Origin of the sequence: Methanorbis rubei (assembly GCF_032714495.1) — an archaeon.
GTDB lineage: Archaea > Halobacteriota > Methanomicrobia > Methanomicrobiales > Methanocorpusculaceae > Methanocorpusculum > Methanocorpusculum rubei.
Genome location: NZ_JAWDKB010000005.1, coordinates 148,687 through 172,891, shown reverse-complemented (window position 1 = coordinate 172,891; position 24,205 = coordinate 148,687). Strand labels below are relative to the sequence as shown.

The window sequence follows — 24,205 nt, the reverse complement described above, 5'->3', positions numbered from 1 at the left end:
GTAGTAGTAGTAGTAGTAGTAGTAGTAGTAGTAGTAGTAGTAGTAGTAGTAGTAGTAGTAGTAGTAGTAGTAGTAGTAGTAGTAGTAGTAGTAGTAGTAGTAGTAGTAGTAGTAGTAGTAGTAGTAAAAAATTTGACACGATGTTACCAACATCTGTGTCATCAGAGTTCTCAGGGAAAATGTAGTTGTAGATTGCACTATTATAATATGGGTGATGGTAGGGCAAACGACATACCTAAATTTTTCTTCGAGACCCGTTGTTTGTCGAATGAAATTTGCTGCGTTGAGTGAGACAATATTGTCGGGTACAAGGCATTTTTCTTGCGCTGATCAGCTTTTTTTTCAAGTTGATGTTTGGCAACTCGCGTATTGATTGGATTTAATCACATTTGACCACAAAGCCTATTATACCCAATATACAAATATCAAAGCATATTCCGTTGATCGGAGTATAACCCTTGCAGAATGATTATTCGGCATATGTCGAATGTCACGTATTGCATGTATCACATGCAGAAAATTAAATCCTAACTTAGGAGGAATTAAATTTGAAAAACACGAAAATTATGGCAGTTCTCGTCGTTTTGCTCGCAGCAGCGCTCTTTGTCGGAGCAACATCTGCCGCTGCCCCTATGAGCATTGACGATTTCAATAACTTAACCATAAATATAACAGCCCCAACCAATGGGACTATCATACCGGGAACTCCGGTAGCTGTTCAGACTTCAATCAACACACCTGTAAACTTCAGTATTACGAATGCATCCGCACTCCTCGACCCGACTAGTGGCGAGGTAATCGTTGACTGGGGAACCACCAATGTTTGGAATGCTGGTGCTGGTAGATTTGTAACCTTCGATTACTCCAATGATGTAAGTCCAGGCCCGGCTTATAACGGACACTGGGTCGATGGTAATGACCAATGGCAGGCAATCGCAATGCAGGGATACACTGCAGCAGGAACGTACACCATCAGTGTTGAGGTCTCTGGCGATACCTATGCTCTCGCAACAGTTTATGTAAGTGCGACTCCTGTGCCAACCCCGACCCCTGCCGACCTTGGTTACGTAATCAGACCGGTTGCTGCAGGTCAGGATGCATTTGTTTATGAGCACATTACTGTTGCCGCTCAGACAGGTGCTCCTCTGAAACTGGTGAAGTTCTCCGACGGTGCAAACCCGAGTATCATTAACCAGATTTCCTCTGACTCCACTGGTGTCTTCTACCTTACCGAAGCAGTCGTGAACGGTCAGTATGGAACCTACAACTTAACTGATACAACAACCGGTGCCGCCACTGCGACCCAGGTTTCTATCTGGTATCCGGAAATCTCCCTTCAGGCAGAGTTAACCACGGACCTCACCACTGGTGTGACCGCTGGCGACTCCATTGACGGCCAGACTGTCAACAAAGACACCGTTGTCTCCTTCCTGATCAATGCACCGAAAGTCGGTCCGGCATTCTACAACTCAGCCGATCTGACCAACTCTTCCCATGCAAAGATTGTGTTCACCACCCCTGTTGCAGGTAAGACCACTGCATTCGGCACGGCAAACTTCAACTCTGTCGTTCTGACTGCGTCCCAGACCATGGCAGGTTTCACTGCAGCTGGTCAGGATGCAGCCGCAGGTACCTACACCGCACAGGCTGAGTATGTGACCCCAACTGCATTCAAGGACTATGCAAAGAAATCCAACACGATCTCTTTCACCCTGCAGAGCAGCACGCTGACCATCACGGCAGCTAAGGACTCCGTTGTCCGCAGCAACCCGTTCACGGTCACCATCACTGGCAAAGCACAGACTGTCTATGCAGTTTACCTTGAGAACGCAATCTCTACTGAAGTAAACCCGACTCTCCAGCCTTCACAGAATGGATTCAAGGGTAACTTCACGACCGACAACACCAACTCCGCTAGCGCCGTTGCTATCATCGGTGGAGGATTCTTCCAGACCGATGCAAGCGGTAAGCGTACTATCCAGTACAACACTGCAGCAAACACCGAAGACAAGACCTACACCGTCAAAGTCAACGGACTTGTGGCATACGATGCAACCACTGGTGACGCAATCCTCGACACCTCTGACTACGACAAAGTCAAAGTCAAGGTTGAGAAGGGAGCAGTAACCATCACCGCATCCGGCGACGGTTCCTACTACATCGGTGACGAGATTAAACTCACCGGTACCAACACCGACAGCAGCAACGTCTTCCTGTTCCTTACCGGACAGAACCTCCTTGAGAACGGTATCGTCCTGAAGGATCTGCCGACCAAGGTTCCTGCATACAATGCAACCAACCCGGTAGCTGTCAAGACTGACAACACCTGGGAGTACAAGTGGGATACCTCGAATATCGCACTCGACACTGGTGCATACACTATCTATGCAACCAGCAGACTTACCAACGGAAAGTCATCCAGCCCACAGACAATGACTGCATCCGGTCAGGAAGCAGTTAAACTGTCCGACTCTGAGTATGCAACCATCTCCGTTAACCTGAAACAGCCGTTCCTGTCTGCAGTTCCGTCCGGAACCGTCATCGCACAGGGCGACAAGCTCTACGTTCGCGGAACCGCAGAAGGCAAACCGAACAACCTGATGCTCTACATCTTCGGCCCGAACTTCTTCGAAGACCACTCCATCACTGTTGAAGATGATGGCAGCTACGAAAAGAAGATTGACATCAGCAGCTCAATGTCCTCCAACCAGTACTTCGTCGTCGTTCAGCACCCGATGTACAACGGCGTCTTTGACGCAGTGCTCGTAAAGGAGCAGAATGGAGACTACCAGTACTTCAAGATTCAGAACGCCACCACCGGCGGATCCCAGCAGGCATCCTTCGTGGTCTGGGGCAACAACAAGCTCCAGGGATCTCAGGCAGCAGATGCTCTGACCAAGATGATCGATGATGCAAACATCGATGATATCTACACCAAGCTCACGTTCACCGTTGCAGCACCGTGGATCAGAATCAATAACCCGGGAGACCAGGCAGTTGGATCCAAGTTCACTGTTGCAGGAACAACGAACCTTGCAATTGGCGATCAGATCCTTGTTGAAGTAATGTCCTCATCCTTCACTGCAGTTGACAAGACCTCCACCTCCACCACCTCTGGTGTCTCTCAGACTACCAAGGTCGTTGCAGGCGAAGGCGCTGACAATGCATGGGCTGTCGATGTCGACACCACCAACTGGAAGCTTGACGAGTACACCATTAAGGTGAACGGTATCGAAGTCGATGTTACCTCCACGACCAACTTCAACCTTGTTGAGAAAGTCGTAACCCCGACCCCGACCGCAACCGGTGCACAGCCAACCACCACCACTGCAACTGCAACCCCGACCGCAACCCCGTCAACTCCGGGATTCGGCGCATTCATTGCACTTGCAGGTCTTGGTGCAGTAGCACTCCTCGTACTCCGCCGCAACTAAGCAGCGTGAAACAATAAATTGGTGATTTTGTCCCACCTGGGACAAAACTCCTTTTTATCATAGAGATGCTTTTTTTCAAAAAATTATTGCAACCTGATATTATGCAGTACGATTCTGCGTGATCACTCGAAGTCTGCTTGGAATAATTTTCTTCAACATGATGCCACATTACCATCTCCGTGTGGTTCGTGCAATCCCTGCACAAAAAATTTTGAGAAATAATTTCTCAACTCAAAAACAAAAAAAAAGATTTTCAGGCAACACGCCGTATCGGCGGAACCCGATCAAGCAGCATACCTTCAACCACGACCGGCATGCTCACTCTTGCCTCTTCAATCGCCCGCTGAAGCCTCCACCCGCGGTCCGCATAAATAGTCAGGATCGGCTCTCCCTTCTTCACCGACTCTCCGGGTTTTTTGTGCAGATGCAGTCCTGCTCCATGATCCGCAGGGGATCCTGCCGTTCGCGCAACATTGATAAGTTCGCGATTTTTCACCGCAATAACATATCCGTCATTTGGTGCCGGAACATCAAACACATTCGAGCCCAGAGCAAGATCAGAAGATTTGACTTTCGGATCCCCGCCCTGTATCTCAATAATCTCCTGCATCTTCTGCAGCGCCTTGCCGTTCTTGATAAGATCCATCGCAGCCTCAGTACCATATCCGTAGGCTGTCTTTCCGGTCATCTCAAGAGCCATGCCTGCAAGGGCCGCACTCTTTTGCATCAGAGAGGTTGGTCCCTGCATCCCTTCAAGAATTTTGAGAGCCTCTGCCACCTCAAGATTCACTCCGATGTTTCTTCCGACCGGTGCTCCTCCATAGGTAATCGCACACTCTACACGAACTCCCAGACGTCTCCCGAGCTCGATCAGATCATTTGCAAGCAGGCGCCCTTCATTCTCATTCGGAACTTTTGTCCCGGGACCGATCGGAATATCAATCACGCAGGTATCAGATCCCACAGCCATCTTCTTGGCCATAATACTTGCCAGCATCTGACCGCGGGCATCGATCTTCAACGGATACTCGTAGGTGATGATCAGATCATCTGCCGGCGCAATATTTGTCGCACCTCCCCAGACGATCACACCGCCTGCCTTCAGCGTCATCTGCTGAATCTCCTGAATTGTAAACGTAACAGGGGCCAGTGCCTCCATCAGATCCGCAGTCCCTCCGGCTCCGGTAATAGCACGTGAACTGGTTTTTGGAATTAAAAGTCCCGCAGCCGCAACGACCGGGACCACAAGAAGAGTAATTTTATTTCCCGGCACTCCGCCAATCGAGTGCTTGTCCACAATCGGGCGGGTGTTGAAGGTGAGCCGATCGCCGGACGCGACCATCTCGCGGGTGAGATACTCTACCTCATCCATGTCAAGATTGTTGATGTATGCCGCAGTAATATAAGCGGTGATCTCTGAAGGCGAAAGAACGTTCTCTGTCATATCCTGCACAATCTGTGCTGTCTCCTCGCGGGTGAGTTTGCCGCCGTCCATTTTTTTACGAATGAACTCGATCGATGCAGGGCGGGACGCAACACGAATCTCGACCTGATCCCCTTTTTCGGTCTGGAGTTTTTCGTTTGCCCCGGCAGTAATAATAACAGTGCCGGGAGTTGTGACGTTTTCTGTGAGAGCAACCGCCGCACGTACAGAGGTTCCTTTCGCATTATTGATTATAGTCACGCGGTCTCCTTCCCGGACTCCTATCTGCCGGGCATCGTCTGCGTGGAGAAGAGCAAATACGCTGGCAATATCAACCGTAGAACTGCTGAGTATCATTAGATGACTTTAGGCAGGAGAACGAGATAAGGGTTTGCCAGATTGCAAAAAACTCAAAAAGAAAAACGCTGAGGGGGAGATTTGAACTCCCGAGAGACTTTCGCCTCACGGGCTTTCCAGGCCCGCGCCCTACCGCTAGACTACCTCAGCAAACTAGCATAAGATGTGGGTTTTTCGTCTTTATTAATATTGCTTGTTTGATCGCGTCGGCGAAAGAAAAACCCGGGTGGATCTGGCAATAAGACCCGGTTCTCCGCAGACAAACTTTTCTGAGTCACGCAGTCCCTGTGCAAGGGCAACGAGTCTTCCCTCCTCGGTGACCACGGCCACACTCTGTCCACGCACAAATTTGTCGCACCGGATTACCCCGACTCCTGCAAGCACTGCCCCGTGAGAAACTGCGTCAGCAGCACTTGGCCGGACGATCAGTTTTGGAATGTCTGCGATTGCTTCTTCTGGTGGAAGAATCATGGAGAGAATTTTTTCCTCGTCCCCGTTCTCGACCGCGTCACGAACTTCGTGAAGGGTGTGGGTGTTCTCAACAGAAAATCCCCCTGACTTTGTCCGCCGCAGTTCGATCATCTGTGATCCGCATCCAAGTATTCTGCCGATGTGAACGCAGAGTGATCTAATATAAGTTCCCGCTTCGCAGCGGACACGTATCAGCACCAGTCGGTCCTGCATGTCAAGAAGCTCAATGCGGTGAATCACGCGGATGCGCAGCGCTCTCTTCACTGCCGAGCGTCTCGGCGGGCGCTGGTAGACGCGACCGGTGAACTCTTTGACTGCGGCTTCCACATGTTCGCGGGGGATGTCTGCATGCAGACGAAGACATGCCACGTACTCTTTTTCATGCAGAAGCAGAAGCGGTGCGAGCCGCACTGCTTTGCCGAGCATCACGACAAGAACTCCTGAGACCATGGGGTCAAGAGTTCCTGAGTGCCCGACCTCGCTCTTCAGCATATCACCAACCCATGCGGCAACCTGATGACTGCTTGGTCCCCGCGGCTTGTCCACTAACAGCACGCCGGTGTAACTCATTGAACGCTCTCCAGATAGATGTTCAGAGCGTTCAGTGTTCCTTCCAGAGATCCGTCACCGACAACCTTCGGCTCAAGGCCGCCAGCCTGCATGGCGTCTGCGGTGATATCACCAATAGCTATTGGAAGAATGTTTTGCATGGAGGGAAGCAGCGCCATCTTGTACGAGTTTGCACTGGTAAACAGAACTGCGTCGACTTCGTCGAAGTTCAGCAGTTCATTGGTTGGTTCAAGACCATAACATCTGTACTCAAATGCCATGCCGCCCGCATCTTCGATCGCATTGATAAGACCAGGATTCGGCACATCCGCACGCGGAATACCAATACGTTTTCCATTGATCCACTCTCCAAGATAGGGCACGAAGTCCCTCGAGTAAAATGTCGGAAGAGTTTCTGCGGCGAGTCCTGCATCATGCAGAACCTTTGCGGTCTGCGGGCCGATAGCGATCACCCGAGATTTTTTTGTGATTGTGGGGTTTAAGAGCGGGGCGATTTTTTGCGCCGGCAGGGCACTGGTGAAAAATATTGCATCGAACTCACCATCAGCTGCTGCAAGCACAAATGTCTGAATTGTACTGCTCCTGATCTCCGCACGAAGCGGCGAGACAATTCTGCATTCATGTCCGTATTTTTTGCAGAGAGCAGCGTCTGCCGAACCTTTTTCGGCGAGACGGGTGATCGCAAGTAACATGCGCAAATATTGGACGGCAGAGTTAATATGCTGTCCCGTCAAGATTCAGATATGCTTGGGGTGATAGCCGGCTGTCTCGTTGGAGTTTTTCTGGGAACTGTTTCAGGTCTTGTTCCGGGCATTCATTCAAACACCATTGCAGGGTTTCTCGCAGGAGTGTCAGGTCCGCTTCTGATCCTGTTTGGTGTCGAGGGACTTGCCGCGGCAATTGTTGCCACCATGGTGACGCATACATTTCTCGACGCAGTGCCGTCCACCTTTCTCGGCGTCCCTGATCCTGACACTGTTCTTGCTGTTCTTCCTGCTCACCGGTTGTGCCTTGCCGGTCATGGCGAGGAGGCGATTCGAACCTCAGCGATTGGGAGCGCATCAGGATTCATTCTCTGCCTTCCGTTGTTCATCTTGTTTATGATACTTCTTCCGCCGCTGCAGGAGTACATTGACTGGGGAATTGGTCTGGTAATTTTGCTCGCGGCTGGTCTTTTGATTGTGTATAGCAGATCGCCCGGCTGGTCTCTTGCGGTGTTTGCGGTCTCAGGAGTTCTTGGTGTGTTCTCGTTAGGCTATGCCCATTTTTCGTTCGGGATGTTTGGTATCGGTGAGGTTCTGCTGCCGCTCCTCACCGGACTCTTTGGTGTTCCGGTACTTTTGTCGTCGATGAAATCCTCGCTGCCTCTCCCAACTCAAAATTTTTCCGGACTCCTGATCCCAAGAAATGATATACTCGCCAACGGTTTGCGAGGCGCTGTTGCAGGCGCTGTGGTCGGGTGGCTTCCGGGATTTTCCAGCGGTACGGCAAATGCTCTGCTCGCGGTCAGGCGCAGTAGTGATTTTGAATCTATGGACGCCCGGGGTTATCTGGTTGCGACAAGTGCGGCCAATACAGCGAACGCTGTTCTTGGTATTGCGGCACTGTATGCTATCGGACGCATGCGAAGCGGCGCCATGGCTGCTTTGGGTGCGATGGATCTTCCATCTCTTTCGCTGATGATCCTTATCGCTGCTGTTGCCGCCACTATCGCTTATCTTCTTACAATCTTTTTCTCACGTTTCGCACCGCTCGTGATGCGGTTGAACCAGCCGCTGCTTGCAAAAATAGTTCTGGTGTTTTTGATTGTGATGTCGTTTGCGTTCTGCGGACCATTCGGTCTGTTCATTTTACTGGCCGCTACGCTAATCGGAGTGATTCCGGGTCTCGTGAATGTTCCCAGAATCTTCTGCATGGGAGCCATTATGCTGCCGGTAATGCTGCTGACGCTGGATCTGATTCGGCTGTGACGACTTTATCTGAGAATACTGATCTCCTTCTCTGCTTTTTTGAACTGTTTGAGTACCTGTTTTTTGGTGTACCGCTGATAGGATGTGGACAAGTACCCTTCATGTCCTGCGAGCATTTCACCAACGTCCTTGTTCGCCGCAAGACCGAACCGTGAGATGAACCATTTGCGGGTCATGTGCCAGTGAAGCTGGCGGGCATTGGTTGCCGGATCACGGTTTCCGTAACCGAGCTCATCGGCAGTTTTTCTGAAATGATACTGAGCTGTTGCCGCAGAGAAAGGAAACACTCTTGGATCTTCGTCACGGCGTACGGCAATATAGTCCCTGAGAGCTTCGGATGCCTCAAGCGTGAGGTAGGTTGTCCGTGCGGTTTTGGTTTTGGTGTTCTCTGCCCGAATGTTAACGGCTGTTCGCTGTTGATTCTCGTCGAGATCAGTTTTGAGAAGTTTCAGTCCTTCTCCAAGCCGCATGCCGGATCCTGCCAGAGTCAGAAGAAGGGCTCCAATATGTTCGGGCAGCTCCATATACATCTCTCGGAATATTTTTCGTTTGATCTCCAGCTCTTTTGTTGCCGGTCGTGAAGGGGGAAGACTGACAAACAGCCGCTGGCGTTCTCGTCTGCTCAGAGGAAACCCTCCGTCTTCAAGCCATACACATGTCGCTTTGATGTTGAGGTTCGCGGTCATGGGCGCATAACATTTCGAAAAACGATTTACCGCAATTTTGAGATCATGGTGATAATTTCTTCCGTGTTTGAGATCAGTAAGATATGCTGATGCGTAAGGATCGATGTCTTCGGCTCTTTTGGATGGAAGGTCCGGATACACGCAGTTCAGATAAGCTGCGATCGCAAGGCGATAATTATCCATGGTTTTTTTGTTATCATACAGTTTCAAAAAATCACTGACTGGTGTTGCTGAGTCTGCATAAATTATCGGCGATTCCATTTCAATCTCGATGGTCTGATCGATTTCACTAATGTTACATGTGGTTGGTGTCATTGACGTGTTCACCTATCTCCAAAATCACTGAAATAGTCCTGAAGATTTTTCGTTCTTCTTTTCGATTGACAGAAGGTCTATCGTGATTTGCGGGACACTGAAAATATATGGTACTATGAAGGGATGTTGGTATGGTGATTTTGAAAAATCCGCGCATCTTAGATAATACAGCGTTAATTTTCAGTATTTTGTTTATTTTCGCAGCAACAATACCTAACCTCAACTGATTTTTGACATATCCGGGCACACCTGACTACTGTGCCAAACTTTGCTGGTGCACTGAATTCATCTGTTTATGATATCAAATCTGTGACTCCATCTGTCTTGCATCTGAATTCGTTTACGCACCAACATGTGTCTCATCAGATCCTCTCCCACAACAAAGCATACAAACCTCTTCTTACTACTAATACTATTATGAGTGAAAAGCGCCATCATCTCCAAACCCTGTTCGACCGAATAAGTAATACCGGTTCACCTCCAAAACTGAATACATCTATGTTCATAAAACATCTCGTTGTAATCTTCTTGCTTGCGGCCCTGCTTTTCTCTGGTGCAGCAGCGGCGGAAGCAACAAGTCTCACACTAAATGTTTATGATAACAGTGCGTCTCACGACCCGGTCAAGGACGCAAAAGTTGTCATAACCAAAGGAGGTCTTGATCAGACTCTTTACACTGACGTGAACGGTAAAGCGAAGTTTGCCGCAGTAGAGTATCAGTCCACCTACACGGTATCGATAAGCAAAGACGGCTATGACACGCAGAAGTTTTCTCTTACCATCAATGTGATGGACAAAGACTACACCGTCTATCTGCAGAAATCCAATCTGATTCAGGTAAAAGTTCTCAATCCTGACAAATCAACTCCGGTTGTCGGTGCCAAAATTTCAGTCGACGGCCTTACTATGGGTACAACCAACAGTGCAGGTGTTCTGCATGTATCCATGGAAAAAGGAGCGTATCACAATGTCCAGGTAACTGCCGACTCTTATGAGACCTACTCTTCGTCTCAGTACATTGACTCGGATCAGACGTCCCTTACGATCACGCTCTCGAAGTCCTACCTTTCTCCGCGTGTCCTTGTCTATGACACCGATAAAAGGCCGATTCCTGCTGCGTCAGTAATTATCGATGAGAAGACTACGGTCTATACTGATGAGTACGGCAGAGCATCACTCTCCAAACTTACTGCAGGAACCTATGATCTCAAAGTAACCAAGACCAACTATGTCCCGTACACCAAGAAGGTTACCTTCTCTGAAGATTCATCGGATGAAATTGTGGAGCTCACCTACGAATCCGTTCCGGTTACGGTTCTGGTAGTTGACGGCACAACACCGGTTGCCGGAGCTCTTGTTTCTCTGGACAATCTGGTAACCGGCGTTACGGATGCAACAGGAAAGTTCACAAAATCCATGTCTCCGGGACAGACCGTTCTCTTTGCAGCATCCAAGGACGGTTACACAGGACACAGTGTCTCTTACCAGATCACAACCACAGGCGACAACACTATCACGCTGCCGCTTACCCCCAACTTCCCGACGCCAATCGTTATCGGTGGTATCGTTGCAGTCATCGTCATTGTAATTCTTGTCTTCCTCTTCACGAGAACACGGAGGCCGAGAAGAAATAATGACTTCGGCCGCAGAGGATTCCTCTAACAATATTTTTTTTCAAAAAAATTACGGACCTGCTGGGGATCGAACCCAGTTCTCCGGGTTCGAAGCCCGGAAGGATATCCACTACCCTACAGATCCTTATCCTATATTCATCTCTCTTTATCTCTTTTTTACTCTATCGTATTTGTCCTGATACATCACAAATTACAATTGCCTCAGAAACCAACACACTCGTATGTTACTCTCCTCTTCCTGCATTCGTGCACGAATTGCTGACGGCACACTGGGCATCACTCCTTTTGCTGAAGATTCCCTTCAGCCGGCATCCTATGATCTGCGTGCTGCAGAGGATATCATTCTGGAAAAAGGCGAACTGTCTCTTGTTGCGACCATGGAGTTTGTCAGCCTTCCTGCTGATCTCGCAGCCACGCTTCGGGGCCGCTCTTCCTTTGGCAGAAAAGGAGTACTGCTTGGTGCAGGATATATTGATCCAGGATTTCGGGGAAATCTCACGCTCTGCATGGTAAACATGGGGCCTGAAGATATTCCGGTTACGAAAGGGACCCGCGTCGTGCAAATGCTTATTCATCCGATCCTTGGTGATGTGGAAACAGCCTACAATGGAAATTATCAGGACAGCTATGGAATTGTAAAATCGAAAATATGAATGGGTTTACACCCACTTATCCTTATCACTTTTTTTCGCAACCTGTTTGACTGCGGCATTTTTCGGGAGAGGAATTGAGGTCACCCGGATACCTTTGTTGACCTCACGGGGTTTCTGGGCATCACGAACCTTTGTCGAGTCTCCAATCTCCTTCGGTCGGTTCATCGGTCCGCTGCGAATCGTTCCGTCAATTTCTTTGGGTTCCTGTGCGCCTGCCATTCGTACTGGACCGTCCATCTCTTTTGGTCTCTGGCTTCCCGACATTCTTACAGGACCATCCATCTCCTTTGGCCTCTGACTTCCTGACATTCTTATGTGTCCGTCAGTCTCCTTCGGCCTCTGACCTCCCGACATCCGAATGTGTCCGTCGGTCTCCTTTGGTCTCTGGCCACCTGACATTCTGACGTGTCCGTCAGTTTCCTTCGGCCGCTGGTGTCCAACAGTCACCGACCCCTCAAGGACTCCGGCACTCATCGTCTCTTTTGGTCTTCCTGTTCCGCCGACACTTGCCATGCCGGTTCCAAACTTGTCCGAGTCCTTTGGCTTGTCTCTGCCGCCAACATCTGCCATGCCAGCGAGAACGGTGTCCTCCTTTCTCTCCCGTTTCGGCATCATGATAGTACTGCCGCTCATCTGCGGCTGCTTTTTGGGTCCGGCAATGGTTATTTTCGGCATCTCTCTGGGCTTGGCCGCTGGAAGAACCGATCTCTCCTGCGTCATCGACTCGTCAAAGATTGTTGCCTGCTGCTGTGGGGGTTGGATATACTGCTGCACATACTGTGGCGGATAGATGTACTGCTGTTGTGGCGGCGGCGGAGCAACAACTCTTCTGACCACATCCTCAAACACATCATCATTTCCCCCGGGCTGGTAACCGTACTGCTGATGGACTTCATCCTCAAAGACGTCCTCGCTGTAGTACTCCTCATCTTCAAAGACATCCTCAGATTCTATTCTGTTCATTGCCTCCTCATCCTCGAAAACATCATCCGACTCGTAGGCGAGGGGCTGTCCTGCCTCCTGAAGCATGTTTCCTGAGTAATCATCCTCCAGCTCAAACATGTCTTCTTCGTTCTCGTAGACTGGAGCAGCAGACGGCATGCCAAGACCAATCGGCATCACCATCTCTTCTTCAAAGAGCACTGCGTCCCCTGCTATCTGAATTGCGGGCTTCGTCTCCTCTTCCTCTCCTTCGTACTCCTTGCTTTGCTCTTCCTCGTATATATCTCGAATCTCGTCCAACTCTTTCACCCGTGGTACATTTTCCAGACCGGCGAGAACAATAATAACACCGACATACTGGGTTGACTTTACCGGATAATCTCCGGCACGCATCTCAAGACCTTTGATGCTGCGGTCGATCCATTTGCGCACCGTTTGAAATCCTTTCATCGACAGTTCATCTGACGGTCCTGCAATAAGTACCAGAGCTTTTTCCGAAGACGTCAGATCGCAGGGAACGGAAACCTCACGGTAGACTGCCTGTTTTGCCAGCTCAACAATACGTGATGTCCGTGCCTGATTTTCTTCCAGAAGATATTTTTCCACACGGACGCGTTTCATCATACTGTTGGTCCATGTTGTCGGAAGTTTCTCGGTTGCATACCCGATTGCAACAAGGTCCATATTTTTGAGAGTATTCAGCACCTCGCCTGCATCAAGCACAACCTCGGCAGCCTCAACACCGCGATGGTTGAACTCTCCTGCCCTGAGGAGGAGACCTACACGGCGTGCGAGCATCTCGTTCAGTACCGGATACATCTCATAGATGGTGGCCTTTCGTTTTGCCTCCATCTGATTTTTGATATTGTCCTCTTCTTCGATACGCTTGAACCATGTTTCATTGTCGAAGAGAATTGTTGCCTGCGAAACTTTTCGTATCTCGGCAAGTGTCTCTGACGCACGTGCCGAGACTTTCACTCCTTCGTTTCTTCCGGGAAGTGTGAGAATACAGAACACCGGATCTGCGAAGGCATCGTTGAGCTGTTCAACAACGGTTGGCACAAGTTCTGCCATTCTTCCGCCAAGGCCTGCACAGACAAAAACTGCATCAACATCATGCACGCCGTCTCGCTGGAAACAGCTTGCAAGGTTTCCCACTTCAAAATCAGTTCCCCGCGTATTGTTCTCTTTGATCGGGTCGGTTGGCGTGAGTACAAACCGGTCTTCCTGAGGGATACTTTGCATCTCGGCGATCGTCTTCTGATCTGCATCGAACACAAATGAACGGACACTTTGTACACCGCTTCGCTCGTCGTGCTGATTGAGCGTGTCAACGATCTGACAACCCGCTCCGCCGAGTCCGATAAGTAGTGCTCTCATTTGTGTTCTGCCTGCATTTCAAGAATGCATTCTGCTTCTATTATTCCTTTTGTAACCATATATTCTTTTATAATATACTGTGTTTTTCAAAAACTAAACGATAAATCGGAAAGCGCATACAAAAAACGATGATTTCAGCCGATTTTAGGATTCCATAACTAAATCCCGCGGATTTTGCCGGAATGTGTGTCTTCAAAACAGAATCTATTTATGCAGAGGGGATTAACTTAGAATTGAGGTGTAAAGAACTTTGACATATGGAATTGAGTTTGTTCCGGGAAACGTTAATGTTAAGCAGGTAGTTAACTACTGCAAACTTGCAGAGAACAAGGACATTGACTTTGCATGGATCACTAACCACTACAACAACCGCCACTGCTACCCGGTTCTGACCGCAGTTGCTCAGGCAACCACCACCCTGAAAATGGGTCCGGGTATCATGAACTCCTTCACGGACACTCCGGCAGGAATGGCATCCTTTGCCTGTACCCTGAATGAGATCTCCGACGGACGTGCAGTCCTCGGTATCGGCCCAGGCGACCTGTCCACTCTTCCGAAGCTCGCAATCGACCCAGCAAAGCCGGTTGCAAGACTCAGTGAGGCAATCGACCAGATCCGTGCACTCTGCAGCGGTGCAGAAGTCAAGAAGTCAGGCCTTGAGTTCTTCGACTACGATGGTGCAAAGCTGACCGGTGTCACTCTTCCGGGAAAGAAGGGTATCCCAGTCTATGTCGGTGCACAGGGACCGAAAGTCCTTGAGCTCGCAGGTCTGAAGGGAGACGGTGCACTGATCAACGCATCCAACCCGAAAGACTTCGCAGTTGCAATCCCAATCATTAAGGCAGCATGCGAGAAGGTCGGCAAGAAAGGATTCGATGTCGGAGCATACACTGCACTGTCCATCGACCAGGACCAGAAGAAGGCAGAGAAAGCAGCAAAGATCGTTGCAGCATTCATTGCAGCAGGATCTCCTGAGGCACTTCTCCAGCGCCACGGCCTTGACCTTGCAAACGTTGCAAAGATTAAGGACGCACTTTCACGCTTTGACTTTGGTGCAGTCGGCGGTCTCGTTACCGAGAAAGAAATCGCAGCATTTACTATCTGCGGTACGCCCGACGTCATCCGCCAGAAGTGTGAAGACCTGACCAAAGCAGGTGTCACTCAGATCATCTTCGGTTCCCCGCTTGGACCGGACATGACCAACTCTATCCGCCTGCTCGGCAAGATTATGTAAATCGGGTAAAACCGGTTTCAATATTTTTTTCGTTTTTGTTTTTGATTTTAGCTCCGCCCACGGAAAACACGAATCGCAGGCCGAAGGCATGCGAATCGTGGGCGGAGCTACGAAGTCATCCCAGTACAAAAAAAATTTTCAAAAAAAAGATCAGAGAGCCTCGCGGCCCAGAGCAAATGCCTGCTCATTGATCGCAATAGTTTTCTGCGGAACATTTCTCCGCACAGCCTCTTCAAGCGATGCAACAGAAAGCGGAAGCTCGTGTGATGCGGCACCCAGCAGGACAATGTTTGCCGCAAGCGGACTACCGGCCTTTGCCGCAATATCTGTTGCGTTCATCAGAACAACTTTGGCACTGCCTGACTTCAGCTCGGCAGCGACATCATCAAGCTGCGGCACCGGAAGCTTTGCCGAGAACACCGAAGTCGGCACAATCATCTCGCGGTTCACGATCATTGTTCCGCCATCCTTCAGGAAGTGTCGGTAGCGGACCGCCTCCAGCATGTCAAACGCGATGAGGAGATCAGCCGAGCCTGGAGCAATCAGAGAACCGAACTTTCCATCGATGCGAATGTGGGTCTCGACAGATCCTCCGCGCTGCGACATGCCATGCGTCTCGGCACCCCGAACATGACGTCCTTCAATCACGCAGGCATCGCCGAGAACGTTCGAGGCGAGAATAGTTCCCTGCCCGCCGATACCAACGATCAGCACATCGTAACTCTTCTTCATTGTCTCGCACCTCCGCGGTGAAGAGCGCCTGCAGGACAGATGTCGGCACACACGCCGCATCCGGTACATAATGCAGTCGTCACTGCCGCACCATTCTCATCGATCTCCAGAGCCGGACAGCCGTATCTGATGCATGCGCCGCATTTCGTACATCGGTCAGCGTCCACCACATATCTGCTGCGTTTTACGCCGTTGCGTTTGTTCATGATCACGCACGGCTGCTTGGCGATGATAACTTTCACGCCCGGTTTTTCCTTTGCGGCCTTCAGGGTCTCCAGAAGATCTGTCAGATCGTAAGGGTCAACTGACTCCACAAACGAAACTCCGCAGGCCCGTGCCAGCTCTTCGAGCGAGATCTTCGGTGACTCAACGCCGGTCGCGGTCACGCCTGTGTTCGGGTTTGGCTGGTGGCCGGTCATTGCCGTGATCCGGTTGTCGAGAATGATGACCGTCTGGTTTGTGTTATTATACACTGCATTGATCAAACCGTTCACGCCTGTGTGCAGGAAAGTGGAGTCACCGATTGTGGAAACCACGTCCGTCTCCGGACACGAGTGGGCAATACCTGACCCGACCGTGATGGATGCTCCCATACAGATCGTCGTGTCCACCGCGCCCATCTGAAGTCCGAGCGTGTAGCAGCCGATGTCGCTTGGGAACACGCCGTCTTTGAACACTTTCTTCATCGCATAAAACACCGAGCGGTGCAGACATCCAGGACAGAGAATCGGCGGGCGGACGGCGACAGCGGTCGGTTGTTTCTCAGGCGGGAACGGATCTTCTTTAAGGTAGCCAGCCTTTTGAAGAGCTTTTGCAACAAGTGCTGTTGAGAACTCTCCCTCATGCGGCAGATAACCGTCAAGTTTTCCGTGAACCGTTACGGTTCCTGCAACCTGTCGGACCGCTTCTTCAACTATTGGCATCAGCTCTTCCACGACGAGGACTTCGGTGTGTTTTGCAACATTCTCTGCCAGCCAGTCGACATCGATCGGGTATGCGCCGATCGTAATCAGCGAAATATCTTCGGGGAGAATCTCTTCAACATATGCCGCGGAAATTCCTCCGGCAATCACTGCACGTTCTCCGCGCACGACTGCTGAGTTGTAGCCTGCCTCAACAAGATATTTTGCAACCTCGGCCTGCTTTTTCGTGAGGATTGCATGAAGTGGGCGTGTGTGTGCCGGAATCACCACGTACTGTTTCGGGTCGCGGACAAACTCACCTTTGCGTGTTGACGGATTTTCTTTGCCGAGAGCTACGTCGCTCTTTGAGTGGCAGATTCTGGTTGTGGGTCGAAACAGCACTGGCAGGGCAAATTTCTCTGAAATGTTCCAGGCATCAGCCATCATATCATGAGCCTGCTGAACATCCTTTGGATCTAGACACGGGATCTGGGCAAACTTTGCATACATCCGAGAGTCCTGTTCGTTCTGCGAACTGTGGGCGAACGGATCGTCTGCCGACAGAACAACAAATCCGCCTTTCACGCCGGTATAGGCTGAGGTCATCAGAGGGTCAGCGGCAACGTTGAGGCCGACATGCTTCATGGTTACAATCGATCTGCATCCGCACCAGCTTGCACCGATCGCATTTTCAAAAGCAACTTTCTCGTTGACCGACCACTCAAGATAATACCAGGGATCCTTTACTCCGCGAAGAGTGTCAACCACTTCAGAGGATGGGGTTCCGGGGTATCCCGAGACAAAGTCCACTCCTGCTTCAAGGCATGCATGGGCAATTGCCGCGTTTCCGAGAAGATATTGTTTTTTTCTCTCTTCAGCCATGTATTCATCCTGCCAATATATTATTCCTTAAAGTTTGGCAGAACAAGCAGTTAAGCCTGTCTCCATTCGGATTTCGGAATCTATTTATATGGATAGGGCATATGTATTAGGGTAACACCCAATCGGGGCCCGTAGCATAGCTAGGTGGTGCGCCCGGCTGATAACCGGGAGGTCATGAGTTCGAATCTCATCGGGCCCACTGTTTTTTCTTTGCTTTCAAAAAATAAAAAAAATTATTTTTGGTTCTTTTTCTGGATGTATCCAAGCGTTATATCGAGTGCGGCAAGCACATCCTCTTCTGCAAGCAGGTATTCTTTCATCGCAGAGTAGAGCATGTAGATGATGTCGTAGCCGTAAAACTCCAGCGCATCCTCGGGTGTCAGCGGAGATGCATAGGTATCGATGACGAATCCGTCGTTTGAGAACATCAGTTCGTAGAGATTTCCGTTTTCCGAGAGCACACAGAACTGCTGAATGACTTTTTTCTTGGGATCGTCCGGCCTCAGCGCGACAGGTTCCTCACTCTTCCCGAGAATGATCATTTTTTCGTCATAGTACTTCTGATCATAGAGATCTCCTTTGCTGTCCTGCTTTGCTTTGAGCAGGTACTCGGATCCGACCTCTTTTGCTATCGGTGCGACAGACTCTGCCATGCGCAAAAGAAGGGCTGCATTTTGTTTGAGGATCTCTTCAGAGAGGCGCTCCTGCTCTGTTTTGGTTTCGCTGATCAACGTCTGAAGCCGTTCAAATCCCTGTTCGACGATTTCGTCCATATAATATAATTGATCAGTTCGATAGTTTAACTATCGGTTCGGTTTCATATGTACAAAAATATCTCGGGGAGGGTTTGTTGTGGATTATTTTATCGCCTTAAATCAGATATTAATCCTGTTTCTTCTGATCGGGGTTGGATTTTTCTGCAGGCGTGTCGGGATTTTAACGGAAACGTCAGTTTCCTCTCTCTCCAAATTTTTGCTGCATATCTGTATTCCGGCAATGATCATCTACTCGATGCAGATTCCGTTTACGAATGAGCTGCTCCAGAATGGCGAGCTTCTGATTGTTTCTGCGATCGGGTACTATGCGGTGTCACTCGTGATTGCCTGGTTTGCTCCGGTTCTTCTTCGTGCGAAACACGAGGAGTACGGCGTGTTCCGGTTTATGCTGGTGTTTTCCAACTCGATGTTCATGGGATTTCCGGTTCTGTCGATGATCTTTGGCCCGCAGGCAATTTTTTACGCGGCAATATTTAACATTCCGTTCACGATTCTTGCGTACTCGCTTGGCATCTGGCTTCTGACGGCCCATGGCGGTAGAGAAGGACGTCCGGTCTTTCAGCCGAAGCTGTTGTTGAATGCTGCTTTCATCTCGACATTCGTCGGCCTCGCCCTGTTTCTGACCTCGACCACAATCCCTGATCCGATCAATGGGTCGCTTGCGCTTCTCGACAGCGTGACGACTCCGTTATCTCTGGTGGTCACGGGAGGTTTTCTTGCGCAGCTGGATCTCTCAAAGATCTTTGGTAATGTCAGGCAGTACTTTGTCGCAGGCATCCGCCTGTTGATTCTTCCTGCACTGATGTTTGTGATTTTTTCGCAGTTCATCACCAACCCTTTGATTCTTGGCGTGATTGTGGTGACTGCGGGAATGCCTGCTGCGACAAACACGGTGATGCTCGCATCCGAGCATCGTGTCCATCCTGATATTGCTGCTCAGGGTGTGTTCATCACTACACTGATTAGTGTGCTTACGCTGCCGCTGCTCGCGATGTTTCTGTCGTGAGTTTTGAAACGTGGAGAAACGCGAATAACGCGAATAAAAAATCGCCAATGGCGATTTTTGGAAAATTCATAATATTATTTTTCAGACAACATTCTTGTCTCAAAAAAATACGAACATTTTTTTTTCGTGTGGTTCGTGTTTCAAAATATTTGTCACTGCATAAATTCTATTTGAAAAATCGCCATTGGCGATTTTTTATTCGCGCTATTCGCGTTTCAAAATATTATTTCGCAGAAAAAAAAATCATGACGAAATAGTTTCGCGGTATCGTGGACAACATCCACAAAAAAGAAAAAAAATATTTTTCAGAATATTTACTCTGGCTTGCTGATCAGTGCGACCTTGGAAACGATCTCACCGGTCTTCTTGTGCGGCTTGCGGATGATACCGTCGCCTGCCTTCTCGATCTCGCGTGCCTCATCACAGAGGGTTGCTGCAACGCGCATCATTTCGTGTGCGGAGGTGACGATTGGGACGTAGTCTGTCCACTCTTTGGTCATGAAACAACCCTTAATGTTAACGCCTGCAACGGACTGTGCAATCTCGTATGCTGCACGTGCCTTTGCCAGTGCATAGGGGTTGGTGAACTCGCCCTTTGTAGAGTTATCAGAGTTCAGAACAATCTTCGGGAGAACGAGCTCTGCGCCCTTCTTTCCTGCCTTAACCTGGTCGATGACTTTGTCGAGCTCCATCTGGAGCTTGCGGAATGCACCGGTCAGTGCAAGGACTTTGACAAGATTGCCGTTGTAGTCTGCCATCTCTACTGGGTCAAGGAACTCGCGGCGTGCACCGATCATGGCGTCTGCCTTGACGATGATGTATCCGAACTTGGATGCCTTGAGTGCATCGAACTGTTCCTTCTTGGCGGTAACATCGTCAGTGATGACGATTGTCGGGATGCCTGCTGCTGCAAGGTCCTCACGTGCACCGGTCGGTCCCTCAAGGAGTCCGTTCGGGGAGACAACGATTGCAAAGTCCGGCTGCCATGCTTTCAGGTTGGTGACAACACGGTCCACATCTTCCTTCTGCAGCTTCGTTCCAGAGGTTGCCATGAAGGTCATCATGTCTTCACGGTCTGCACGCTCATCTAAAAGAAGCTCTGCCATAACACCGGATGCGATGTTACCGAGCTTTGCAACTCCTACCTTAACTACCATATTTATTACACCTCTCATTTTCAATGAGAACATCAGATCATCGACGAGAACCAATATAAGGTTTGTGAATTGTTAATGTGGTTTTTAAAAATAACGTGTTACCTTGGTTTTTTGCGAAAAATGTCGATGAATTTCGGATAATTGGGGGTGCGATAACAGACGATGAATCTTAACAGCAAATATTTTTTTCTCATCTTTTTCGTTTGGGTAGTATCCTCCACCTCGAAATCCGTCCGAACCTTCGGACATCTGTGCGCGTGTCTCTCTCAGAAGATCTGATCTCTCTTTCTCTCCTGCAGAATTTTTTCTGCTGAGGCAGACCTCTTTAACCAAATATGTTCTTGGATGCACACGGGTTAAACCAAACGTCATTTTCTCTTCATTTTGAGCTTCTTTTCTCTTCATGATTTTTCACCTATTTTACCGCGAGGCACTTTCACACCGCGCGGTCTTCCTTTTTTATGTTCTTCTGTCGATTCTTCACTGAGGCGAAGCGTTGTGAATCCTCACTCATTTTCACAGCGTGCAGTCAACAACTCGGAGCACGAGCAATCACACAACGCAGCCGAAGATGCATTAGCCGGACGAGCCGATAGCGGCAGTACGACCCCGGCACGGGTTAGTGACAAGAGCACGCCAAACAGTAGAGACAAGCTGAAAGAAGAGATCAGGGAGATCATTTTGGAGATGATCCGATCCGGAGAACTCACGCCTCCCTAATCTTTTCGTCAGGTGTGTTCAGAGATAATCTACCTGAGAGATTTTGAACTTATCCTATGCAAAAAACCTATTATGTTATCCTCCCTATTATCTGATATCATGCAGGCGATGGAACCGGAACAAAAAAAATCCGTTATGGTGTCTGCCGATGTCCACCGGCGGATAGTTGCACTCCGAAAAGGGGATCAGACCTATGGGGATGTGGTTGCGGCATCAATTCGGGTACTGGAAGAGCGGGAGGAAATTTCTTCACTTCCCTGCGTTGATGACTTCTCAGAGGAGGAGATAGATCAGATGTTTCGTGAGGCGCAGGAACATCCGGAGGAGTTCTGTACTCTTGAGGAGTTCATGAAGAAACAGGAAGAAATCCGCAGAAAAAAATGACGTTTACTGTTATTCTCGCCCCACGCGTCCAAAAAGCGTTAGCCTCGTTGAAAGGAGAGGATTATCTCAGGTGCGTGGCAGCACTGAATATGTTGGGGACAAATCCCTATCCCGGATATGGCGGAGATAAGGAAAAGCTGCAAGGGAAAAAGAATCGGTATCGGCTTCACATAGGGCGATCATTTACCGCAATTTATGAAATTTACCCGGATGGACGTGCCGTTATCGTCGTACTCTTTGGGAATATCGGCGACATGCACAAAAAATATTGATCGATTTTATGATTTGAGGAAAAAACCTACTCCCTGCCCATTATTTTATCATCGTATGTGACCGAAGACATTTATGTTTTAACTTCCACCTCTTTGTATGTGTACAGACATTGACTACTTTGATGATACCTATTTCTATATCAAAGATACACCATTTCCAAATTTTGTTATCTACCCCTCTACGAGCAAAGGATTTATTCAAATTCGATTAAATGGGGATGACACTCTTTCATACTGTGTTTCAAAAGAGAAATATCTGAGTGGATGGTCAGCATATTATTATGGGAGACGCATCACGCGACATACGGACTCAGCACCGGGAACGATGCTGACGGAAGGGTCTGTTGAAACATCATTACGCGAGATTCTTTCTGAGGGATACATGGCATATCCTGAGAAAAAGTTCACTGCTATGGATCATGAACTGGCAGAAAAATGTGTGTCTGAAATTGTGGGTTATCTCAAACTATCCGGAATAGATGATCCCATCTGGATTTGTGAGTGTAAGCATGTTCCTCCTTATGGTCACTCGAATTCATTTGAACCGAGAATTCAGTCCAGAGAGAAAAAACGGCTTTTTTTTGAAATGGGTGGACGGTATTATATTGTCACATCGGAGAAAATTGCTGAGATGGGTACAATGGAGATGAATTCTTCGGGAAAAGCGTACGAATTCAAAAATGTGATTCAGCTTCCGGTATACGGATTGGTGTATGAAGGCGTTGTGTCTTACCCGCGTTTGAGAAGGTTCACGGAAGTTGATGAGGGAGCAGCAGAGAACTTCATGAAAATAATGAAAGAATGTTTCCCTATGCGTTCTCCCCATTATGTGGTCTGGATGCATGAAATAGAATTTCTCTCTCAGAAAAAACTTGAGGCACGAGTGCGAGGATACTGGTGAAATCTATTATTCTTTTTTCAGCAATCCCTCATCTCTGAGTAGCTCTCTCATAACTTCACGCATCTCTTGTTTCGATGTGATCGTTATCTCATTATTGTCCATATGCTGTAACGCGAAACGGAATGCTTTACGACACCATGAAGCAAGAGGTACACCTTCGGCCTCGGCGCGTTTTTCAATTTCTTGCCTTAATGCAGAATCTACTCTGATATTGAAATGTGCTTTTCCGTCTCCAATTTCATCATTTGAAGGTGTGATCATGGTTACTACGTGTTCACTCTGAACTATATTGGATTTATGTGAACAAAGTGGTTCTAAGAGAACCAATAAATATCTGTAAATACAATGGTTCTTTGTGAACCTGCGTGATGGGGACACAAGGAGATGAACATCGATGAAGGTCGAAGGAACCACTATTTACTATCTGGGGATGGCATGTGACCTCATGCATTTCTCCCGGTATCCTCGTGAAGAGATTTTCGATGCAATCTGTGACACCCTCCACATGAACGAACGGCCTACATTAGAGTTTGTCTGTTTTTGTTTGGAGATAACAGAAGTAATTGAACATGTTTTGTTTGCTCCTTATCGCGGAGGAGTTGAGCTGCGGAATGCCGTTTTCTTCCCAGAAGAAATGACACTCCAGTTTGATCCTGACACATCAGAATCCGTGACTATCCAGCTCCCAAAGTCTGTATCTAACGAGATACAAGCTGAGATTCACAATCATATGAGACCAAGGAGGAAAATATGAACTCTAAAAAAATCCGTGTGCAGGTAACACTCACAGAAACCCTTTCACTTAAGTTAGAAGCAATGCGGCAACGTGGCCTCTCTGATGGATCAATCGTTGAATCGGCACTGTCCGCATACTTTGAGAAAGAGGGAGTCACGGTATGACCTGTATGAATGCGAATACTGTGAATCAGAAATCCCTGAAAGACCTTAGAAACGGTCAAAAACCCGTAACTACCCCGAACAACGTGAGAATATCAACACGCATTCCTGAAAAGACTGCGGAACAGTTAGTCTCTGTTGCTGATGCTGAAGGAATCAGCCCCTCTGCAAAAGCACGTGATATTCTTGTAAAGTATTTTGGTGATAATCATGACTGAGAAAAAATATTGCAAAAACATTGGAGAGCTGAACCGCATGCCAACTGAACCGCGTCAGAAAAACAACGTACAAATTGGTACCTCAATTCCGGAAAGCGCAGCAATAATTCTTATGAACCGTGCGGATGAATCGGGAATTTCTGTTTCCGCCAAAGCAAGAGAATTGATCTTATCAGGATTAGGTGTTGTTGAATGACTGAGACGCCAAAAGACGAATTGAAACGAGAAATACTGCGAGTAATCAACAAAATGATTCTTACAGGTGAAATACCACCACCACCTGCCTCAC

General features: G+C 48.7%; 23 protein-coding genes and 3 tRNA genes. 13 read left to right on the top strand and 13 right to left on the bottom strand.

The window, feature by feature from the left end:
• The first annotated feature begins 548 nt into the window (after positions 1-548).
• Positions 549-3,434, top strand: coding sequence for an MEMAR_RS02690 family S-layer glycoprotein (locus tag McpCs1_RS07190; RefSeq protein WP_338096577.1), 2,886 nt, complete (start codon positions 549-551; stop codon positions 3,432-3,434).
• Positions 3,435-3,687: 253 nt separating this feature from the next.
• Here the strand turns inward: McpCs1_RS07190 and McpCs1_RS07185 are convergent, their stop codons facing one another.
• From McpCs1_RS07185 to McpCs1_RS07170, 4 genes are all read right to left on the bottom strand, one after another.
• Positions 3,688-5,214, bottom strand: a complete 1,527-nt coding sequence (locus tag McpCs1_RS07185; RefSeq protein ID WP_338096576.1) for an AMP phosphorylase — start codon at positions 5,212-5,214, stop codon at positions 3,688-3,690.
• Between the two features lie 66 nt (positions 5,215-5,280).
• Positions 5,281-5,364 (bottom strand) — tRNA-Ser (locus tag McpCs1_RS07180).
• 33 nt (positions 5,365-5,397) lie between these two features.
• Complete coding sequence (locus McpCs1_RS07175; protein WP_338096575.1) at positions 5,398-6,255, bottom strand: RNA-guided pseudouridylation complex pseudouridine synthase subunit Cbf5; 858 nt, start codon at positions 6,253-6,255, stop codon at positions 5,398-5,400.
• Positions 6,252-6,947 carry a uroporphyrinogen-III synthase gene (locus tag McpCs1_RS07170; protein ID WP_338096574.1) on the bottom strand — a complete coding sequence of 232 codons (696 nt, stop codon included), beginning with the start codon at positions 6,945-6,947 and terminating at the stop codon, positions 6,252-6,254. The genes McpCs1_RS07175 and McpCs1_RS07170 overlap by 4 nt, the downstream gene beginning before the upstream one ends.
• A 27-nt stretch (positions 6,948-6,974) precedes the next feature.
• Between McpCs1_RS07170 and McpCs1_RS07165 the strand changes: the two genes are divergently transcribed.
• Positions 6,975-8,225, top strand: coding sequence for a tripartite tricarboxylate transporter permease (locus McpCs1_RS07165; protein ID WP_338096573.1), 1,251 nt, complete (start codon positions 6,975-6,977; stop codon positions 8,223-8,225).
• Between the two features lie 5 nt (positions 8,226-8,230).
• Here the strand turns inward: McpCs1_RS07165 and McpCs1_RS07160 are convergent, their stop codons facing one another.
• Positions 8,231-9,226 carry a tyrosine-type recombinase/integrase gene (locus tag McpCs1_RS07160; protein WP_338096572.1) on the bottom strand — a complete coding sequence of 332 codons (996 nt, stop codon included), beginning with the start codon at positions 9,224-9,226 and terminating at the stop codon, positions 8,231-8,233.
• 498 nt (positions 9,227-9,724) lie between these two features.
• Here McpCs1_RS07160 and McpCs1_RS07155 point away from each other — a divergent pair, with 498 nt between their 5' ends.
• Positions 9,725-10,888, top strand: a complete 1,164-nt coding sequence (locus tag McpCs1_RS07155) for a carboxypeptidase regulatory-like domain-containing protein (protein WP_338096571.1) — start codon at positions 9,725-9,727, stop codon at positions 10,886-10,888.
• A 24-nt stretch (positions 10,889-10,912) separates the two neighbouring features.
• On the opposite strand, the gene McpCs1_RS07150 is transcribed toward McpCs1_RS07155, so the two are convergent.
• Positions 10,913-10,984 (bottom strand) — tRNA-Arg (locus McpCs1_RS07150).
• Between the two features lie 97 nt (positions 10,985-11,081).
• On the opposite strand from McpCs1_RS07150, the gene dcd reads away from it, so the two are divergent.
• Complete coding sequence (dcd, locus tag McpCs1_RS07145) at positions 11,082-11,513, top strand: dCTP deaminase (RefSeq protein ID WP_338096570.1); 432 nt, start codon at positions 11,082-11,084, stop codon at positions 11,511-11,513.
• 6 nt (positions 11,514-11,519) lie between these two features.
• Here dcd and McpCs1_RS07140 read toward each other — a convergent pair whose 3' ends face one another.
• Complete coding sequence (locus tag McpCs1_RS07140; protein WP_338096569.1) at positions 11,520-13,835, bottom strand: tubulin/FtsZ family protein; 2,316 nt, start codon at positions 13,833-13,835, stop codon at positions 11,520-11,522.
• 250 nt (positions 13,836-14,085) lie between these two features.
• Between McpCs1_RS07140 and McpCs1_RS07135 the strand changes: the two genes are divergently transcribed.
• On the top strand, positions 14,086-15,069 hold the full coding sequence (locus McpCs1_RS07135) for a 5,10-methylenetetrahydromethanopterin reductase (protein WP_338096567.1): 984 nt from the start codon (positions 14,086-14,088) through the stop codon (positions 15,067-15,069).
• Positions 15,070-15,219: 150 nt separating this feature from the next.
• On the opposite strand, the gene iorB is transcribed toward McpCs1_RS07135, so the two are convergent.
• Together iorB and iorA are read right to left on the bottom strand one after the other, a co-directional pair.
• Positions 15,220-15,801, bottom strand: a complete 582-nt coding sequence (gene iorB / locus McpCs1_RS07130) for an indolepyruvate ferredoxin oxidoreductase subunit beta (protein WP_338096566.1) — start codon at positions 15,799-15,801, stop codon at positions 15,220-15,222.
• Positions 15,798-17,585, bottom strand: coding sequence for an indolepyruvate ferredoxin oxidoreductase subunit alpha (gene iorA / locus McpCs1_RS07125; protein WP_338096565.1), 1,788 nt, complete (start codon positions 17,583-17,585; stop codon positions 15,798-15,800). The genes iorB and iorA overlap by 4 nt, the downstream gene beginning before the upstream one ends.
• A 125-nt stretch (positions 17,586-17,710) precedes the next feature.
• Here iorA and McpCs1_RS07120 point away from each other — a divergent pair.
• Positions 17,711-17,784 (top strand) — tRNA-Ile (locus tag McpCs1_RS07120).
• A 34-nt stretch (positions 17,785-17,818) separates the two neighbouring features.
• Here the strand turns inward: McpCs1_RS07120 and McpCs1_RS07115 are convergent.
• A complete protein-coding gene (locus tag McpCs1_RS07115) occupies positions 17,819-18,358 on the bottom strand; it encodes a hypothetical protein (RefSeq protein WP_338096564.1) in 540 nt (179 codons plus the stop codon).
• 79 nt (positions 18,359-18,437) lie between these two features.
• Between McpCs1_RS07115 and McpCs1_RS07110 the strand changes: the two genes are divergently transcribed.
• Positions 18,438-19,367: an AEC family transporter gene (locus tag McpCs1_RS07110; RefSeq protein WP_338096563.1), complete on the top strand. Its 930-nt coding sequence runs from the start codon at positions 18,438-18,440 to the stop codon at positions 19,365-19,367.
• Between the two features lie 314 nt (positions 19,368-19,681).
• Here McpCs1_RS07110 and McpCs1_RS07105 read toward each other — a convergent pair whose 3' ends face one another.
• Together McpCs1_RS07105 and McpCs1_RS07100 are read right to left on the bottom strand one after the other, a co-directional pair.
• The gene (locus McpCs1_RS07105) at positions 19,682-20,524 is read right to left on the bottom strand and encodes a F420-dependent methylenetetrahydromethanopterin dehydrogenase (protein ID WP_338096562.1); all 843 of its coding nucleotides are present in this window, start codon (positions 20,522-20,524) and stop codon (positions 19,682-19,684) included.
• An 84-nt stretch (positions 20,525-20,608) separates the two neighbouring features.
• On the bottom strand, positions 20,609-20,929 hold the full coding sequence (locus tag McpCs1_RS07100; protein WP_338096561.1) for a hypothetical protein: 321 nt from the start codon (positions 20,927-20,929) through the stop codon (positions 20,609-20,611).
• Positions 20,930-21,343: 414 nt separating this feature from the next.
• Between McpCs1_RS07100 and McpCs1_RS07095 the strand changes: the two genes are divergently transcribed.
• The 3 genes from McpCs1_RS07095 to McpCs1_RS07085 all read left to right on the top strand — a co-directional run bounded on the left by McpCs1_RS07095 (position 21,344) and on the right by McpCs1_RS07085 (position 22,801).
• On the top strand, positions 21,344-21,628 hold the full coding sequence (locus tag McpCs1_RS07095; protein WP_338096560.1) for a hypothetical protein: 285 nt from the start codon (positions 21,344-21,346) through the stop codon (positions 21,626-21,628).
• Positions 21,625-21,900, top strand: a complete 276-nt coding sequence (locus McpCs1_RS07090) for a type II toxin-antitoxin system RelE family toxin (RefSeq protein WP_338096559.1) — start codon at positions 21,625-21,627, stop codon at positions 21,898-21,900. The genes McpCs1_RS07095 and McpCs1_RS07090 overlap by 4 nt, the downstream gene beginning before the upstream one ends.
• Positions 21,901-21,997: 97 nt before the next feature.
• Entirely contained in the window at positions 21,998-22,801 is an 804-nt protein-coding gene (locus tag McpCs1_RS07085; protein ID WP_338096558.1) for a hypothetical protein, read from the top strand.
• A gap of 6 nt (positions 22,802-22,807) precedes the next feature.
• Here the strand turns inward: McpCs1_RS07085 and McpCs1_RS07080 are convergent, their stop codons facing one another.
• Positions 22,808-23,062, bottom strand: a complete 255-nt coding sequence (locus McpCs1_RS07080) for a hypothetical protein (RefSeq protein WP_338096557.1) — start codon at positions 23,060-23,062, stop codon at positions 22,808-22,810.
• 133 nt (positions 23,063-23,195) lie between these two features.
• Between McpCs1_RS07080 and McpCs1_RS07075 the strand changes: the two genes are divergently transcribed.
• From McpCs1_RS07075 to McpCs1_RS07065, 3 genes are all read left to right on the top strand, one after another.
• Positions 23,196-23,555 (top strand): hypothetical protein, encoded by a 360-nt coding sequence (locus McpCs1_RS07075; RefSeq protein WP_338096556.1) that lies wholly within the window; start codon positions 23,196-23,198, stop codon positions 23,553-23,555.
• 151 nt (positions 23,556-23,706) lie between these two features.
• Positions 23,707-23,916: a hypothetical protein gene (locus tag McpCs1_RS07070; RefSeq protein ID WP_338096555.1), complete on the top strand. Its 210-nt coding sequence runs from the start codon at positions 23,707-23,709 to the stop codon at positions 23,914-23,916.
• Positions 23,909-24,112 (top strand): hypothetical protein, encoded by a 204-nt coding sequence (locus McpCs1_RS07065; protein ID WP_338096554.1) that lies wholly within the window; start codon positions 23,909-23,911, stop codon positions 24,110-24,112. The genes McpCs1_RS07070 and McpCs1_RS07065 overlap by 8 nt, the downstream gene beginning before the upstream one ends.
• Positions 24,113-24,205: the final 93 nt, after the last annotated feature.